We start from the raw sequence: 13,215 nt of genomic DNA, 5'->3' as shown, positions 1-13,215 counted from the left end.
TTCAGACCCGCTTCCTGTCGAAGACCGCTTTCTGCCCGGTGCCGTACCGCCGCAGCGCGCCGTCCGGTCCGGAGGCGTTCGGCCGGGTGAAGATCCAGTTCTGCCACGCGGTCAGCCGGCCGAAGATCTTCGTCTCGACGGTTTCCGGCCCGACGAACCGGTGGTTCGCCTCCATTCCGGTCAACGCGTCCGGTGACAGCGAAGCGCGCCCCTCCAACGCGATCCGGATCTCGTCCTCCCAGTCGAGGTCGTCCGGTGCGTCGGTGACCAGGCCCAGCTCGACGGCCTTCGCCGCGGACAGCTCGTGACCGCTCTCCCGCGCCAGCGCCGCCAGGTGGTCGTCGTCGCCGTAGAAGCGCGACTGCAGCCGGGACAGCCCGTTGCCCATCGGAAACACGCCGAAGTTCGCTTCGGACACCACGATCGACGCCCGCTCCGGCGAATCCTCGTCGTCGATCGGTGGTCCGTCCAAAATGTACTGACGGTCGGCCGCCAGTGCGAGTTCCAGCAGCGCGCCGGCGAAGCAGCTGCCCGGCTCGACGAGCGCGATCAACGTACGACTGGTGACGTCGAGCCGCTTCAGCGTGCGCTTGTAGTAGTGCAGGATTTCGTTGGCCAGCCAGTCCTTCGCGCCGAGCACAGCCTGCTCGTGGGCCAGCACCTTCGCCGGATCACCCACCGTGTGCAGCACCCAGGTCCCGAGCCCGGGTTCGTTCGTGCGCAGCCGCAGGATCACGTCGTCCAGCTCACGCGTGAGCCGGAGCAGCCAGCCGTCCGCGCCTTCGTCGTGCAGATCGCCCGGCTCACCTTCGGGCCCCAGTACGGTGATCGTGGCCAGCGCGTTCGGACGGTCGTAAGCGACGCGGACGTGCCGGTAGACGATCCCCTCCTCGCTCACGTCAGGATGCAGCGGAGGCAGCGGCACGCCCCGCTCCGCGGGCAACCTGCCGGATTCGGTGGCGAGTTCCCGGGCTCGCGCCAGCACCTTCTCGCGAAACCCGACGCGGGGCACCAGCTCGTCCACCAGCCGCCAGTCGACCGCCGTGCGGCCCTTGATCCCGTCCGGCCGGGTGGCGAACACGTCGGCGAGGTCGCGACGGACGCGGCGCTTGTCCACCAGCCGGGTCAGCCCGCCGGTGCCGGGCAGCACGCCGAGCAGCGGCACCTCGGGCAACGCGACGGTGGACGAGTTGTCGTCCACCAGCAGGATCTTCTCGCAGGCCAGCGCGATCTCGTAACCACCGCCGGCGCAGCTGCCGTTCACCGCGGCGAGATACCGCTGGCCGGAGAACTCGGTGGCGTCCTCCATCCCGTTGCGGGTCTCGTTGGTGAACTTGCAGAAGTTGACCTTCCACTCGTGCGGCGAGCCCGCCAGCATCCGGATGTTCGCCCCGGCGCAGAAGACCTTGTCCTTCGCACTGGTCACGATGACCGCGCGCACCTGGGGGTGTTCGAAGCGCAACCGCTGCGTCGCGTCGTAGAACTCGATGTCGACGCCGAGGTCGTAGGAGTTGAGCTTCAGCTCGTACCCGGGTACGAGCCCGCCGTCGGCGTCGACGTCCATCTCGAGCCAGGCGACCTCGCCCTCCACCGCCAGCCGCCAGTGCCGGTAGCTGTCCGGATGCCGCTCGAACGTGACAGGTGTGGTGGTGGTCACTCCACCGATTGTCTACATGAGCGAGACGAGCGTCAATGTTGTGTAGAGATTTGGTCGCGCGCACTCACCCGGTTGAGCACCGACCACGCCCACACCACGAACGACCACACCAGCACCGCGGCCACGACGTCCCCGACGAGCGGGATCAGCCAGACCTGCGGCAACCACGGGATACCGACGAGGAAGTGCCCCGCCGTGGCCACCCCGGACAGCGAGTGCACCAGCAGCAGCGTGAGCGCCCGCCGATAGCGTTCCCGCAGGTAAGCGCGATAGCCGAGGATGGCGACGACGGTGAAGACCACCCAGCCCGCGCCGATCGCGATCTGCCCGGCGACCTCGGGTACACCGTTGATCGGCGGGTAGTCCCGCGGTCGCACGACCATGTGCCAGTAGTGGAAAGCGGTGCTGAGTACCGAAAACGCCAGGATCACGCGCAGCGGCGTGAACCCTTTCTCGCGAAGCAGGTCCATCACAGGCCCCCTTGCCGATTTGATAGATCGCTCTAGCGACGGTACCGCGCAGCATCCGGCCCGGGCAAGACGTGGCACCGTCCGCGAGAGATGCGCCTCGGTCAGTCCGCGGTGATCCCGAGCGCCGCCAGCCATACGTGAGACAAGGTCGCCGCCGCCTCGTCCAGCTCGCCGCCGGTGACGATGGCTTGGTAGAAGCTCCGTTCGGTCATCCACACCAGAGCGGCCACGACCGCCGCGGCGTCACGAGGTCCGGTTCCGGCGGGAACACCGGCGCGCTCGGCGACTGCGCGGAAAGTGTCGACGAGCGCGAGAACGGCCGAGCGCCAGGCCGCGTCGATCGCCGGAACCGTCGGGGACAGCTCCACGGCGGTGCGCATCACGGTGCCGTGCTCGCGCCACAGCCGGGCAGTCTGTGCGAGTCCCTGCCGCACAGCATCGCCGGCAGCGGCAGCTCCGGCCACGTCCGCCGCGCCGATCTCCGCGCGCAACGTCGTCACCGTCCGCTCGACCAGTGCGGCGACGACCTCGTTCTTGGACCCGAAGTAGAAGTAGAGCGCGGCCCGGGTGATCCCGGCGGCCTGTGCGATGGTCGCCACGGTCATGCCCTCCGAGCCTTCGGAGTCCAGCTGCTGCTCGGCGGCATCGAGAATCGCGCGCTCACGCAGGTCTCCCTTGGTCGGCGCCCGGCGCCGGCTCCCTCGTCGTTCTTCGCCCATGGCCCGGTTTTATCACACGTCAAGTATTTTTGACGTCACGTCGATTATTTGTGATTTCAGTCGAGCATGGCCCGCATCGCCCGTAGCGTGCGGAGAGTCGTGGCGACGTCCTGGGGCGGCAAGCCTCCGGCCACCGCCTCAGCCCACTCGACCTGCCGCGCGCTCAGCGTGCGCACAGCGGCGCGAGCCTGGTCGGTGAGGTGCAGCAGCGGAGCACGACCGTCGTCCGGGTTGGCCACTCGACTGAGCATTCCGTTACACAGCAGTCGATTCACCGTCTCCTGCACGCTCTGACGACGAAGTCCCCGACGGCGGGCCAGCTCCGCGACCGTGGCCGGACCGTTCTTCAGGAAGCCCACGACCTGCCATTGCGCTGCGGTCAGCCCGACCGGTCCAGCCAGCGCGTCACCGGCGACCAGGAGCGCGCCATTGGCCACGAAAAGCTCGTTGACCAGCTCGGTGAACTGGTGCGCGCGGGGCGTCCGATCGGCCATGCGTGCTAGTCTCGCATTTCGACAGGCGCCTGTCGAAATGCGAGGGAGCCCGATGGATCTGCCCACCCGCGGCCGGGCGCACGAAGCGCTCACCGCCTTCGCCGGCGAGTGGTCCGGCACCGAGGAGCTGGCCGAGACACCGTGGGCACCCGCGTCGAGGGCCACTGCCACCTGCATCTATCGCTGCGCTCTGGCGGGTTTCGCGGTCGTGCAGGACTACGAGCAGACCCGTGAAGACGGCACGCAGTTCCACGGCCACAACGTCTTCACCGTCGATCCGGCCACCGGGAACACGCTCTGGTACGGCTTCGACAGCTACGGGTTTCCACCGGTCGCGCCCGCTCGCGGCGGCTGGCGCGAAGGCGCGCTGCACCTGGAGAAGCACACTGACCGCGGCGTCGCGCAGCACCGGCTGGCCACCGACGGTGCCGTGCTGACCCACGAGATCGACCTCCGGCTCGGTGACGACCTGGAGTTCCGCCCCTTCCTGCGTGCGCGCTACACGAGGTGCTGAAAGACTCCGGAACCGTGACCGAGCAGAAGATCGAGGCGAACGGCGTCACCCTGTGCCATGAGACGTTCGGCGATCCCGGGGATCCACCACTACTGCTGGTGATGGGCCTGGCCGCGCCGATGATCTGGTGGGACGACGAGTTCTGTACCGAGCTGGCTGCCGCCGGATTCCGGGTGGTGCGGTTCGACAACCGCGACGTCGGGCGGTCCTCGTGGCTGTCCGGCCGGTCCGGCCTGGCGCGGGCGTACCTGCTGCGGTCCGCGCCCTACTCGATCGGCGACCTGGCCGAGGACGCCGCCGCGCTGCTCACCGGGCTGGGCATCGAGCGGGCACACGTGGTCGGCGCGTCGATGGGCGGGATGATCGCGCAGGAGCTGGCGATCCGGTACCCGCGACGGGTGCGTTCGCTCACCTCGATCATGTCGACCACCGGCTCGCGGTTCGTGGGCCTGCCGAGTTTCCGCGCAGCGGTCTCGATGCTCGCGCGCGGACCGCGAAACCGTGAGGAGTACGTGACACAGTCGCTCGGCACGTTCCGGCTGATCGGGTCGCCCGGCTATCCGTTCGACGAGGGTCGCCTGCGGCAGCGCGCGGAGCGCACCTACGACCGCGGGGTGAACCCCGGCGGGGTGCTGCGGCAGCTCGGCGCAATCCTTTCCGCACCCGACCGCACCGCTGGGTTGCGCCGGATTTCGGTGCCTTCACTGGTGATCCACGGTGCGCGCGACCGGCTGGTGCACGTCTCCGGCGGGCGGGCGACGGCCAGGGCACTGCGAGCCGACCTCGACGTGGTCCCCGGGATGGGCCACGACCTCCCGCCGGAGGTGTGGCCGCGGGTGATCGCCGGGATCCGCCGGGTCGCGGGCCTCAGCCGCTGACCGTCACCGAACCCAGGTGCGAGAAATGCGCTGCCACGCGTGCCCCCGGACGGAGTTCGACGGCGTCGGTCATCCCACCGGTGAGCACGACCCAGCCCGGTTCCAGGGCGAGGCCCCGTTCGGACAGCGTGTTCGCGGCGAGCGCCAGCGCCTCGGCCGGATGTCCCTGCACCGCGGCACCGGTGGCGGTGTCCACGATCTGCCCGTCCACCTCGAGCAGCGCGGCTTCCAGTGAAAGGTCCAAAGAGGACGGCGGAAGGCCGACCGGGCCGACGCCGAACCGCGCGGCCGAACCGTTGTCCGCGACGACGTCGGGCAGCGTGAAGCGGTAGTCGCGGTAGCGGCTGTCGATGATTTCGATCCCGCCGTACACCTGGGACACCGCGGCGAGCGCGGTGGCCGCGGTGACCCCGGGCCCGGTGAGCCGTTCGCCCATCACGAACACGATTTCCGGTTCGGCACGCGGATGGATCAGCTTCGGCATCGGCGCTCCGGCCGGAAGCACCATCCCGTCGGTGAGCCAGGCCAGAAGCGGTGCGTCGACACCCATCCGCTGCTGCTTGGCCCGCGACGTCAGACCGAGTTTCACGCCGACGAGCGTCTCGCCGCGCTCCTTTCGCAACCGCAGCGCCTCGTCCTGGATCGCGTAGGCCGTGGCGAGATCGAGCTCGGACCACGATTCGGTGAGCTGCGCGCGTTCCTGCTTCGCGTCGAGCAATTCCTGTGCCGCGGCACGGATTCCGGTGGTCACTTCTCCTCCTGCGGGGCGAAGACCGCGGTCACGCTGCCGAGCCCGGCCATGGTCGCCACCACGGTGTCGCCGGGACGTACCGGCTGCGCGGCGGTCATCGAACCGGGCAGCACGACGTGCCCGGGTTCCAGCGTCACCCCGAGTGGGCCGACCGTGTTGGCCAGCCACACGAGTGCGTTGATCGGCGAACCCAGCACCGCGCCACCCGCGCCGGTGGCCACGAGTTCACCGTTGACGTGCAGGGTGGCGCCGGCCAACCGCAGATCGACCGCACCCAGCGCGGTCGGGCTGCTGCCGAGCACCACTCCGCCGGACGAGGCGTTGTCCGAGATCGTGTCGAACAACGTGATGCGCCAGTCGCGGATGCGGGAGTCCACGATTTCCAGCGAGGGCAACACGAAATCCACCGCGCGCACCGCGTCGGCCACGGTCACCCCCGGCCCGCGCAACGCCGAACCGAGCACGAACGCGATCTCCGGCTCGATCCGCGGCTGCAGGAACCGCGTGGTCGGGATCGGCTGGTGTTCGAGGTGGAACATCGAACCGGTCAGATGTCCGTAGTCCGGCTGGTCGACGCCCATCTGCCGCTGCATCGCGGCGGAGGCGAGACCGACCTTGTGGCCGCGCACCGCGTCGCCGGCCTCGACCCACGCACGCACCTGATCCTGCTGCACGCGGTAGGCGTCTTCCGGAGTCGCGTCGGGGAACGTCTTCACGAGTGGGTCGATGGGCTCGCGACGCTGGTACGCACGGGTCAACCGCGCGACGGCGTCCTGCAGCTCGGTGGCGTCCATGGGCACACCACGGACTCTGCCGCCCTAATCCGCTCCACGCCAACCCGGCCGTTCCGCTGAGCGGTACGCCAAGTTACCTCATCCGAGGAATTCTTGCGCGCAAGATATTTACCGCGTACGGTTTCGTCGTACCGGTTTCCAGAGAGGACGTGACCGACGATGGCACCCACCGAGACCGAAGTCGCCCAGCTCGCCGAGGCCCGCGACCGGCTGCGGGACGCGCACCTGCGCCCGGCGGCGAACCGGCCGGCGACCGTGGGCCGCGGCATCCACCACACCGCGCTGCTGTCCGGTGACGTCGAGCGGACGATCGCCTTCTACCAGGACGTGCTCGGTTTCCCGCTCACCGAACTGATCGAGAACCGCGACTACCCCGGCTCCAGCCACTTCTTCTTCGACGTGGGCAACGGCAATGCCGTCGCCTTCTTCGACCTGCCGGGTCTCGACCTCGGCCCGTACGCGGAGGTGCTCGGCGGGCTGCACCACCTCGCCCTGTCCCTCACCCCGGACCAGTGGGCGGGCGCCCGCGAACGGCTCGACCGCGCCGGCGTGCAGTACCAGCTGGAAAGTGGCACGTCGATCTACTTCACCGATCCGGACGGTGCCCGTATCGAGCTGATCTCCGACGATCTCGGCGAGATGTACGGCTCGAAAATCGGCTGAGCCCGCAGGCGGCTACCGTGCGCGGGGAGACCCCCGACCAGAGGGAGAGCCATGGGCGACTGGGCGGCATCGCGGGCGAAGGCACGGCTCGACCGGCGTGAGGTGCTCGACGAACTCGTCGCGCGCGTGCGTTTCGAGGTCCGGTTGCATCTCGAAGAGCCGGCCGAAATGAGCCGGTACGACGATCTCGCCGAGGTGTTCTCCCTCGGACACGGTGAATGCGCGGCGCTGCTCATGCACCGCCGCGTGTTGCCGTGGTGGGAACGCCGGCTGCTGGGCAGGTTCGCGCGGCGGCTGCACGGCGCGGTGATCGCCGGCAGCGTGGCCGACGTGCCGGCCGGGGCCGGTTCCGAAGCGCCGCGCGCGTTCCGCGCCGAGATCGCCCGCCTCACCCCGGACGCCGGCGACACCGGAGCCCGCTACGACCTGCAGGGACGCGGGTTGCTCACGGTTTTCCGCCTGTCGGTCGGCGTTCGCGGCGCGGCCTGGCCGGACCGGCACGAGGTAGCCACAACGTCCGCTCGCAACATTCTGACCTGCAGCGATGCCTTCCTTCGCCGATCGTGGTGGCAGGTGGTGTGGCCGGTCTACCGCGTCCGAGGGCTTCGTCTGTGGCGGCTGTGACGGTGCGGAATCCCCGGCGCGACGCGAGCGTTCCAGAGGTATGAAGCCCGAAGAAGTCCTCGCCGGCGCCCGCACCATCGCGGTGGTGGGCCTCAGCCGTGACCCGGCGAAGGCAGCACACAGCGTCCCGGCCGCGTTGCAGGCACACGGTTTCCGCATCATCCCGGTGCACCCGTCGGCGACGGAGCTCCTTGGCGAGAAGGTGTACCGGAAGCTCGAGGACATTCCCGAGCCGGTGGATCTGGTCGACGTCTTCCGCCCGTCCGGCGAAACCCCCGCGGTCGCCAGGTCGGCGGTCGCGATCGGTGCGAAAGCACTGTGGCTGCAACAAGGAATCGTGTCCGCGGAAGCCCGTCGCATCGCCGTGGAAGCCGGACTGGAGTACGTGGAAGACCGCTGCACCGCAGTGGTTCGCGCGATCGCGGGGATCTCGAAAAGCTAGCCACGCAACCGAGCGAAGGCGCCGCTCCGGTCCGATGTGGACACGAAAGCCGTGATCGCCTCCGCACATTCCCGGGGCGTCCGCTCGGACGTGTCACATTCGAAGTCGTAGTCGCCGTGCTGGTCAACGACCGGGAACTGCCGTTCGGCCAGCCCGGGATCGCGGTCGCCGCGCCGTTCTTCACGACGACGCAGTTCCGGTAGCGGGCAGCGAACTCCCACGAAGGTGACCTCGTACGGCCGAAGCACCGCGAGGCAGTCGAGAAGCCACTGTGGACGGAGGACGTGGTCTGCGATGACATCGTTGCCCGCCGCCGCGAGACCGGCCAGCATCCGATGGTAGCCGCGAACGGTGCGGTCCAGCACCGCGGGGAACTCCGATTCGGGCAGCTCCGCCGTGCGCGTGCGTGAGCGCATGCTGTTGACCGCATCGCGCGCGAAAGAGAAGTACGGCGTCGGGAGCGTGTCCAGCAGCTCGCGGGCGATGCTCACCTTCCCCGAGCTGGACGCGCCGTTCAAGAAAACGATGTGACCATTCAAGCACCCACCCTACACCTGCTCAGCGGAAATCGTCGGCGTGATCGGCAGCCCACTGCGCGTACGTGTGCGCCGGCGCGCCGGTGATCTTGCCGACGATCGCGGAGGTCAAGGCCGGAATCCCGTCGCCGGCCGCCCATTGGTTCACGATCGCTTCGGCGACGAACGGGGGCGTCGTCCGACTCATCTCCGCGCGAGCCTGCTCCGCGGTCACGTGCTCCACCTCGATCCGGCGCCCGATCGCCTCCCCGAGGTGCTCGACCTGCCGCCGCAACGTCAGCGATTCGGCCCCGTGAAGGGTGTAGGCCTGGTGCGAGTGGCCCGGTTCGGTCAGGGCGGTCACCGCCAGCGCCGCGATGTCCTTCTCGTGCACTGGCGCCGATTCCGCCAGCGGATAGGGAAGGCCGACGACGCCGGCGGTGCGGATCGGTTCTGCCCACCAGAGGCGGGTGTTGGTCGCGAACGTCCCCGGCCTGACGAACGTCCAGTCCACACCGGACCGCTGGATGGCCTCCTCGATCCTGCGATTCGCGCGGGGCACCGGGCCGTCGTCATCCGGGTCGAGAACCGAGACCGAGGAAAGCAGAGCTACCCGCCGCACCCCCGCGTCCACGGCCGCCGCGACGACTTTCCCGATGTCGTAAGGCTTCTGGAAGTCGACGATCCCGTAGAAGAAGGCCTTGTCGGCGCCATCGAACACGGTCGGCAGGGTTTCCGGCCGCTCCAGGTCGGCGACGACTGCCTTCGCACCGGCAGGCAGGTCCGCGGACGGATCCCTGCTGACTGCTCTGACCTGCTCACCGGCGGCCAGCAGGCCGTCGGTGACGTGCCGGCCCACGTTGCCGCGAGCGCCGAAAACCACTGCCACCATGGCGGAAAACCTTTCTCGACCGGGAACGCCGACCGCCCGTCAGGGCTGGATCTTCTCCAGGTCCGCCAGCAGACGCGGGTGCGTGGGCTCCCAGCCGAGCACCTTCCGGGTGTGGGCGCTGGACGAGGGCTGGTCGGTCGCGAAGATCGCGCCGAGCGGACCGTAGGTCTGCTCGGGCACCGGCTCGACCGGCACGCCCAGCCGGCGGCCGATGACCGCGGCGATGTCCCGCACCGGGTCGCCCTCGTCGTTCACCGCGTGCCAGTAGGTGCCGGCTTCGGCCTTCTCCAAGGCGAGCCGGAAGAGCACCGCCGCGTCGAGTGCGTGCACCGCCGGCCAGCGCTGCGTGCCGTCACCCGGGTAACCGGACACCCCACTCTGGCGCGCAATATTGGTCAGCATTCCGGCGAATCCGCCCGCGCCCTCGTTGTGCACCGTGCGCGGCAGGCGCACCGCCGAGCTACGGACCCCACGCGAGGCCATCTCCACAGCCGCCGTGACCGCACGGCTGCGACCACCGACCGGCCCTTCGGCAGGCAAAGCGTCGGCCTCGGTCGAGGCACGCCCCGACGCGTGCGGCGTGCCCGAGACGGTGACGAAGGGACGACCGCTGCCGACAAGCGCCTCACCGAGGGTCTCGATGGCGGCAGCTTCCTCGGTGACCGACTGCGCGAGCGCTTCCGTACTGCTGAAGTCGTTGGAGAACGCCAGATGGATGACGCCGTCGGACTGGGCAGCGCCGACACGAAGGACGTCCGGATCGGCGAGGGATCCCCGAAGCGGCTCGGCGCCCGCTGCCTCGGCGGCTTGAGCCGAAGCGTCCGAGCGGGCGAGAGCGAGAACGGTGTGACCGTTGCCGAGCAACTCGGCGACGACGGCGGAACCGACCACGCCGGTACCACCGGTGACGAAGACGCGCATGAAACTCTCCTGCAGGTGATGAGACTCTGGTCCCGTCACTCTACCAGAACGACGACACCTGGTGTCATCACGAAGGACTGAATCCTGCGGCGAGTAGGCCGGGGAGCGCGCGTACTGCGTCGGGACGGGTCTCTGCGGTAGTTTGTTAGCTGTCCTACTGATCGGAGGTTGAACCCACTGGCGCCCCTCCGGAGCGGAGATATTACGGATCAGGCGGGGACGTTCCGGTTATACATCCGAGGTGTTACCGTCCGGCACCGCTTGACGGCACCCCGTACCGGCGACTGGGAACACGCGGAGGTTGACGTGGACGAAGCACGTGGACTGGACCAGAGTGGCACCTTGGAGCGTGGGCTCGCGGTGTTGGAGCACGTCGGGCAGTACCAGGAAATCTCCACCAACGCGATCGCGCGGCAGCTGGGCCTGTCACGCAGCGCCGCATACCGCATCGTCGGCACTCTGAAACGCCTGGAGTACTTGGAGGCGGACAGCGTCACCGGGCGCGTGCGGCTCGGCACGCGTCTCGTGGAGCTCGGTGCCCGCGCGATGGCGGCCACCGATCTGCACCGGTGCGCGCCGCGCTACCTCTCGGCGTTGGCTGAGCGTTCCGGCGAAACGACGTATCTCGCCGTACCGGACAACGACACCATGGTTTACGTCGCCAGCGAACGCAGCGGCACCGCCGTGACGCTCGCCTGCCGGCTGGGTACGCGCCGGCCGCAGCACGCGACGTCGTTGGGGAAGGCATGGCTCGCCGCGCTGCCGGAGGTGGACCGCGCGGAGCGCGTACGGCGGATGAAGCTCGACAGTCTCACGCTCAAGACCATCAACGATCCGGTGCGGCTGCTCGACGACCTCGCCCGTGCCAGCCGGCGCGGCTGGGCGGTCGACGATGTCGAGAACGAGCCCGACGTCGGCTGCGTCGCGGCGGCCGTGCGCGATCACTCCGGACGACCGATCGCGGCGATCAGCGTCGCCGGCCCGGCTCCCCGGGTCCTGCGCCGCGCTGACGAACTCGGCCCGACAGTCGCCGGCACCGCGGCCGCGCTGTCGCGACGGCTGGGATACGTGCGGAGTCGTTGACCTGTCGCGCCGGCGGCGACGGGGCTGACGTGGGACCTGGATCAGGACCGGGTGGCAGGTCGGGTCGGGCCAGGTCGGGTCGAGTGGCGGGCCGGGTCGGCTCGAGTGGCGGGCCGGGTCGGGTCGGCTCGGGTCGGGTGGGGGAAGATTCGGCTGCACTCGTTCGGGCCAACGTCCGGCTACGCCGTCGCCGGTCGATTGGGGGTTCGCATCGGTTGTCCCCACTCGATCGGCGTTGTGGACAACCCGCTTGCGGCGACCGTTTCCGCGCGTTTTTGTCGGTGCGGTCGGCGACTCTTGACGCCATGCCGACCACAGCACGCACCATTCACACCGATCACGTCACGCGCACCGATCGCGTCACCCGCACCGGGCGCACTTATCGCACCGATTGCGCCGCCCACATCGACCGCGCCACCTACACCAATCGCGCCGCCCGCACCGATAGCGTCGATCGCGCCGCCTCGGTCGGCGGAACCGCGACCGGCTCCGGGCCGCTACCTCGGCCCAGCCTCCTGCTGCGCACACGAAGACGCGCGGCCCAGCAACAACGTCCGTTCCCTGGCGTTTTCGGTCATCTCCGCGGCGCGTTCGAACTCCGCGCGTGCCTCCGCACGGCGGCCCAGCTTGTCCAGGAAATCGCCGCGCACGCTCGGCAGCAGGTGGTAGTTCTTCAAAGCCGGGTTGTCCACGAGTTCGTCCACCAGCGCCAGTCCCGCTTCCGGCCCGGAAGCCATGCAGACCGCGACCGCCCGGTTCAGGTCGATCACCGGCGACGGCGTCAGTCATGCGAGTCCCTCGTACAGCAAGGAGATCCGGGTCCAGTCGGTGTCTTCCGGTGTGACCGCGCGGGCGTGGCAGGCGGCGATCGCGGCCTGTGCGGAGTACGGGCCGTACGCACCGCCGGCGAGCTGTTCGGCGCGAGCCAGCGCGTCGAGACCGCGCCGGATCAGCAGCCGGTCCCACTTGCCGCGGTCCTGGTCGAGCAGCAGCACCGGTTCGCCGTTCGGCCCGGTGCGCGCGGCCGCGCGGGAAGCCTGGATCTCCAGCAACGCGACGAGTCCGTGCACTTCCGGTTCGGTGGGCATCAGCCCGGCCAGCACCCGGCCCAGCCGCAGCGCGTCCTCACAGAGCGCGGGGCGCATCCAGTCGTCGCCGCGAGTGGCGGAATAGCCCTCGTTGAAGATCAGGTAGATCACTTCCAGCACGGCGGGCAGCCGCGCCATCCGCTCCTCGCCCACCGGGACTTCGAACGGTACCTGCGCGTCGGCGAGCGCCTTCTTGGCCCGCACGATCCGTTGGGCCACAGTGGATTCCTTGACCAGGAACGCGCGCGCGATCTCGTCGGTGGCGAGGCCGCCGAGCATCCGCAAGGTCAGCGCCACCCGCCCTTGCATCGGCAGCACGGGATGACAGGCGGTGAACACGAGCCGCAGCAGATCGTCCTCGATGTGCTCGTCGTCGAGCACCGCGTCGAAATCCGGCAGCACGCCTTCGCCGAGCTGCGCCTGTTCCCGTCCCAGCTCGCCGAGCTTGCGGCCCAGCGTCTCGTTGCGCCGGAACAGGTCGACGGCCCGCCGTTTCGCGGTGGTCGTCAGCCAGGCACCCGGATTGCGTGGCACGCCGGTCTCCGGCCACTGTTCGAGCGCGGCGACCAGCGCGTCCTGCGCCAGCTCCTCGGCGAGCCCGACGTCGCGCACCAACCTGGCGAGTCCGGCGATCACGCGCGCCGACTCGATCCGCCAGACCGCCTCCACGGCGCTGTGCGTGTTCACCGGCCCATCACACAGGCCGGGCC

15 protein-coding genes and 1 pseudogene are annotated in these 13,215 nt (G+C 69.5%); 6 read left to right on the top strand and 10 right to left on the bottom strand.

The genetic code is table 11. The features are described from left to right. Position 1: 1 nt before the first annotated feature. The 4 genes from boxC to BJY18_RS26555 form a co-directional block, all read right to left on the bottom strand. Positions 2-1,657, bottom strand: coding sequence for a 2,3-epoxybenzoyl-CoA dihydrolase (boxC, locus tag BJY18_RS26570; protein WP_184782666.1), 1,656 nt, complete (start codon positions 1,655-1,657; stop codon positions 2-4). A 32-nt stretch (positions 1,658-1,689) separates the two neighbouring features. Then, positions 1,690-2,127, bottom strand: coding sequence for a hypothetical protein (locus BJY18_RS26565; protein ID WP_184782665.1), 438 nt, complete (start codon positions 2,125-2,127; stop codon positions 1,690-1,692). A 101-nt stretch (positions 2,128-2,228) separates the two neighbouring features. Continuing rightward, the gene (locus BJY18_RS26560; RefSeq protein ID WP_184782664.1) at positions 2,229-2,846 is read right to left on the bottom strand and encodes a TetR/AcrR family transcriptional regulator; all 618 of its coding nucleotides are present in this window, start codon (positions 2,844-2,846) and stop codon (positions 2,229-2,231) included. 56 nt (positions 2,847-2,902) lie between these two features. After that, the gene (locus tag BJY18_RS26555) at positions 2,903-3,340 is read right to left on the bottom strand and encodes a MarR family winged helix-turn-helix transcriptional regulator (protein ID WP_184782663.1); all 438 of its coding nucleotides are present in this window, start codon (positions 3,338-3,340) and stop codon (positions 2,903-2,905) included. Between the two features lie 52 nt (positions 3,341-3,392). On the opposite strand from BJY18_RS26555, the gene BJY18_RS26550 reads away from it, so the two are divergent. Further along, complete coding sequence (locus BJY18_RS26550) at positions 3,393-3,854, top strand: DUF1579 family protein (protein WP_184782662.1); 462 nt, start codon at positions 3,393-3,395, stop codon at positions 3,852-3,854. Positions 3,855-3,868: 14 nt separating this feature from the next. Then, complete coding sequence (locus BJY18_RS26545) at positions 3,869-4,732, top strand: alpha/beta fold hydrolase (RefSeq protein ID WP_184782661.1); 864 nt, start codon at positions 3,869-3,871, stop codon at positions 4,730-4,732. On the opposite strand, the gene BJY18_RS26540 is transcribed toward BJY18_RS26545, so the two are convergent. Both BJY18_RS26540 and BJY18_RS26535 read right to left on the bottom strand, forming a co-directional pair. Continuing rightward, a complete protein-coding gene (locus BJY18_RS26540) occupies positions 4,722-5,483 on the bottom strand; it encodes a 2-keto-4-pentenoate hydratase (protein WP_184782660.1) in 762 nt (253 codons plus the stop codon). The two genes, BJY18_RS26545 and BJY18_RS26540, sit on opposite strands and share 11 nt — an antisense overlap. Then, a complete protein-coding gene (locus BJY18_RS26535; protein ID WP_184782659.1) occupies positions 5,480-6,277 on the bottom strand; it encodes a 2-keto-4-pentenoate hydratase in 798 nt (265 codons plus the stop codon). Before BJY18_RS26535 ends, BJY18_RS26540 begins: the two co-directional genes overlap by 4 nt. A 159-nt stretch (positions 6,278-6,436) precedes the next feature. Between BJY18_RS26535 and BJY18_RS26530 the strand changes: the two genes are divergently transcribed. From BJY18_RS26530 to BJY18_RS26520, 3 genes are read left to right on the top strand one after another with little or no spacing between them, the layout of a single operon-like run. Next, complete coding sequence (locus BJY18_RS26530; RefSeq protein ID WP_184782658.1) at positions 6,437-6,940, top strand: VOC family protein; 504 nt, start codon at positions 6,437-6,439, stop codon at positions 6,938-6,940. A gap of 51 nt (positions 6,941-6,991) precedes the next feature. Next, a complete protein-coding gene (locus tag BJY18_RS26525) occupies positions 6,992-7,564 on the top strand; it encodes a hypothetical protein (protein WP_184782657.1) in 573 nt (190 codons plus the stop codon). A gap of 40 nt (positions 7,565-7,604) precedes the next feature. Further along, positions 7,605-8,006 (top strand): CoA-binding protein, encoded by a 402-nt coding sequence (locus BJY18_RS26520; RefSeq protein ID WP_184782656.1) that lies wholly within the window; start codon positions 7,605-7,607, stop codon positions 8,004-8,006. Here BJY18_RS26520 and BJY18_RS26515 read toward each other — a convergent pair. Genes BJY18_RS26515 through BJY18_RS26505 form a run of 3 tightly spaced genes read right to left on the bottom strand, consistent with a single transcriptional unit; the run spans position 8,003 to position 10,334 of the window. Then, the gene (locus BJY18_RS26515) at positions 8,003-8,545 is read right to left on the bottom strand and encodes a chloramphenicol phosphotransferase CPT family protein (RefSeq protein ID WP_184782655.1); all 543 of its coding nucleotides are present in this window, start codon (positions 8,543-8,545) and stop codon (positions 8,003-8,005) included. The genes BJY18_RS26520 and BJY18_RS26515 overlap by 4 nt on opposite strands. A 19-nt stretch (positions 8,546-8,564) precedes the next feature. Beyond that, positions 8,565-9,413, bottom strand: coding sequence for an SDR family oxidoreductase (locus tag BJY18_RS26510; protein WP_184782654.1), 849 nt, complete (start codon positions 9,411-9,413; stop codon positions 8,565-8,567). Between the two features lie 39 nt (positions 9,414-9,452). Beyond that, on the bottom strand, positions 9,453-10,334 hold the full coding sequence (locus tag BJY18_RS26505) for an SDR family oxidoreductase (RefSeq protein WP_184782653.1): 882 nt from the start codon (positions 10,332-10,334) through the stop codon (positions 9,453-9,455). Positions 10,335-10,640: 306 nt separating this feature from the next. Here BJY18_RS26505 and BJY18_RS26500 point away from each other — a divergent pair, with 306 nt between their 5' ends. Next, complete coding sequence (locus BJY18_RS26500) at positions 10,641-11,417, top strand: IclR family transcriptional regulator (RefSeq protein ID WP_184782652.1); 777 nt, start codon at positions 10,641-10,643, stop codon at positions 11,415-11,417. Positions 11,418-11,914: 497 nt separating this feature from the next. Here the strand turns inward: BJY18_RS26500 and BJY18_RS26495 are convergent. Beyond that, positions 11,915-13,192, bottom strand: a pseudogene (locus BJY18_RS26495) (RNA polymerase sigma factor). Positions 13,193-13,215: the final 23 nt, after the last annotated feature.

This window comes from Amycolatopsis jiangsuensis (genome assembly GCF_014204865.1).
GTDB classification, from domain to species: domain Bacteria; phylum Actinomycetota; class Actinomycetes; order Mycobacteriales; family Pseudonocardiaceae; genus Amycolatopsis; species Amycolatopsis jiangsuensis.
The sequence above is the reverse complement of the archived record's forward strand: the minus strand, read 5'-3'. Positions and strand labels throughout refer to the sequence as shown.